This is a genomic window from Pseudoroseomonas cervicalis ATCC 49957 (genome assembly GCF_000164635.1).
Taxonomy (GTDB): domain Bacteria; phylum Pseudomonadota; class Alphaproteobacteria; order Acetobacterales; family Acetobacteraceae; genus Pseudoroseomonas; species Pseudoroseomonas cervicalis.
In genome coordinates, this window is the sequence record NZ_GG770995.1 from 1 (window position 1) to 2,610 (window position 2,610).

2 protein-coding genes and 1 tRNA gene are annotated in these 2,610 nt (G+C 70.6%); 1 reads left to right on the forward strand and 2 read right to left on the reverse strand.

Annotated features, from left to right (window positions below; genetic code table 11):
* Positions 1-324: 324 nt before the first annotated feature.
* Together HMPREF0731_RS21105 and HMPREF0731_RS21110 are read right to left on the reverse strand one after the other, a co-directional pair.
* Positions 325-978: a ribonuclease D gene (locus HMPREF0731_RS21105; protein ID WP_007006274.1), complete on the reverse strand. Its 654-nt coding sequence runs from the start codon at positions 976-978 to the stop codon at positions 325-327.
* Positions 979-1,051: 73 nt separating this feature from the next.
* Positions 1,052-1,135, reverse strand: a tRNA-Leu gene (locus tag HMPREF0731_RS21110).
* Between the two features lie 265 nt (positions 1,136-1,400).
* Here HMPREF0731_RS21110 and HMPREF0731_RS21115 point away from each other — a divergent pair.
* Positions 1,401-2,570 carry a zinc-dependent alcohol dehydrogenase gene (locus tag HMPREF0731_RS21115; protein ID WP_007006275.1) on the forward strand — a complete coding sequence of 390 codons (1,170 nt, stop codon included), beginning with the start codon at positions 1,401-1,403 and terminating at the stop codon, positions 2,568-2,570.
* The last annotated feature ends 40 nt before the right edge of the window (positions 2,571-2,610 follow it).

A 2,610-nucleotide genomic window follows, 5' to 3' on the forward strand; every position in this document is an offset into this window, starting at 1 on the left:
GCCGGCATCCAGCGTCTGCCGCGCGCGCGAGGGCAGCAGCGTCCGGCTCAGGCCGGCGCCACGCTCGGCGCGGGGCGCGGCCGGGCGGTCGCGCGAGGGGAGGGACGGATTCATGCGATGGCTTTGCTGGCCCGATGGCGTTGCTGGCCGGCCGCGCCGGTCCCGCACGCGCCGCTCGGGGCGTCCGGGTCACGCGGGCCGGCAGGGGGAGACGACCTCACGCCCCTTGTATGGTGCGCCGGCCCGGCCGGGTCAACGCAGGAAGCGGTGTGCCGCCTCTCCGCCTACCAAGAAGCATGCCAGCGCGGCGCGCCGCGCGGCCCTTCAGTGGGAGAAGATATCGGGGTCCTCGTAGCCCAGCAGGTCGAGCTGGCCGCGCGCAGGCAGGAAGCGGAAGCAGGATTCGGCCAGCTCCAGCCGCCCCTCGCGCCGCAGCAGCCCCTCCAGCTTGGCCCAGAGCGCGTGCAGGTGCAGCACGTCGGAGGCGGCATAGGCCAGCTGCTCCGGCGTCAGCTCCGGCGCGCCCCAGTCGGAGGATTGCTGCTGCTTGGAGATCTCGACGCCCAGCAGCTCGCGGCAGAGGTCCTTGAGGCCGTGCCGGTCGGTGAAGGTGCGCACCAGCTTGGCGGCGATCTTGGTGCAGCGCACGGGGGCGCATTCGATGCCGAGCGCCGCGCGCAGGATGGCGACGTCGAAGCGGGCGAAGTGGAACAGCTTCACCACGTCCGGCCGCGTCAGCAGCGCCTTGAGGTTCGGGCAATCGGCGCCGCGGCCGCCCAGGCTCTCGGGGATGATCTGCACGCAATGCGCGTTGCCGTCCCCGGCCGAGAGCTGCACCAGGCAGAGCCGGTCGCGGCGCGGGTCGAGGCCCATCGTCTCGGTGTCGATGGCGACCACCGGGCCGAAATCGATCCCGTCGGGCAAATCATGCTTGTGGAGCTTGATCATGGCATTCGGCGCGAAAAGGGTGTGTCCCATGCCGCCATCTCCGGGCGTTTGGCCCGGCGGCGCCGCCTTGCGGCCGAACTGCCTGACTACTGCAAGGGGGATATGCCCAGGAAAGGACTCGAACCTTCACGACCTTGCGGTCACTGGCACCTGAAGCCAGCGCGTCTACCAATTCCACCACCTGGGCAAGGAGGCGAACCGCCGTTTGGCGTGAGCGGGCTTTTATGAGAGGCGCGGGGCGCCGTCAACGGGGGTTCTTGCAAAAAAACGACAGCGCATCGACGGGGGCGTGACAGGCCCCTCCCTCCACCCCTGCGCCGCCCTGGCGCCCCCCCCGGCGCGGCGCGGAGACGGCGCCGGGGCGCGGCCCGGCCGCGTGGCGCAGGGGCGTGGCGGAACCTTGCCGGCCTCGCCCCGGTTGCTCCGCCGACACCCAGGCAGGAGACCAGGCGATGCGGGCACTCTGTTGGCACGGCAAGGGCGACATCCGCTGCGAGACCGTGCCCGACCCCGGCATCGAGGATCCGCGCGACGCCATCATCAAGGTCTCCAGCTGCGCCATCTGCGGCTCCGACCTGCACCTGATGGATGGCTACATCCCGGCGATGCAGAAGGGCGACGTGCTCGGCCATGAATTCATGGGCGAGGTGGTCGAGGTCGGCTCGGGCAACAAGAAGCTGAAGGTGGGCGACCGGGTGGTCGTGCCCTTCACCATCTGCTGCGGCGAGTGCGAGCAGTGCCGGCGCGGCAATTTCTCGGTCTGCGAGCGCAGCAACCGCAAGCCGGAGCTGGCGCGCGAGGCCTTCGGCTACCCGACCGCCGGGCTGTTCGGCTATTCGCACCTGACCGGCGGCTATGCCGGCGGCCAGGCCGAGTATGTGCGCGTGCCCTTCGCCGACTTCGCGCCGGTGAAGGTGCCGTCCGGCCTCAGCGACGACCAGCTGCTGTTCCTGACCGACATCTTCCCCACCGGCTGGCAGGCGGCGGTGAATTGCGACATCCAGCCCGAGGACCGCGTCGCCATCTGGGGCTGCGGGCCGGTCGGCCAGTTCACCATCCGCAGCGCGCTGATGCTGGGCGCGAAGCAGGTGATCGCCATCGACACCGTGCCGGAGCGCCTGGCCATGGCGCGCGCCGGCGGCGCCGAGACCATCGACTTCGCCGAGGGCGGGGTGATCGACCAGCTGATGCAGAAGACCGCCGGGCGCGGCCCGGACAAGTGCATCGACGCCGTCGGCATGGAGTCGCACGCCACCGCCAGCTTCGACGCCATGCTGGACAAGGCCAAGGCGGCGATGATGCTGGGCACCGACCGCCCGCATGTGCTGCGCGAGGCGATCATGGCCTGCCGCCCGGGCGGCATCGTCTCCATCCCCGGCGTCTATGGCGGGCTGCTGGACAAGATGCCGATGGGCGCCGCCATGCAGAAGGGCCTGACCTTCCGCATGGGCCAGACCCATGTGAACCGCTACATCGAGGACCTGCTGCACCGGATCGAGGAAGGACAGATCGACCCCTCCTTCGTCATCACCCACCGCCTGTCGCTGGAGGAGGGCCCGGAGGCCTACAAGACCTTCCGCGACAAGCATGATGGCTGCATCAAGGTCGTGCTGACGCCCTAGCGCCTGCGGGCCGCCACCCGGCCGTCAGCCCGTCCCGCCC

Coding starts and splice junctions, on each gene's coding strand:
- HMPREF0731_RS21105 (WP_007006274.1), bottom strand. CDS start 978: ATGGGACACACCCTTTTCGCGCCGAATGCCATGATCAAGCTCCACAAG.
- HMPREF0731_RS21115 (WP_007006275.1), top strand. CDS start 1,401: ATGCGGGCACTCTGTTGGCACGGCAAGGGCGACATCCGCTGCGAGACC.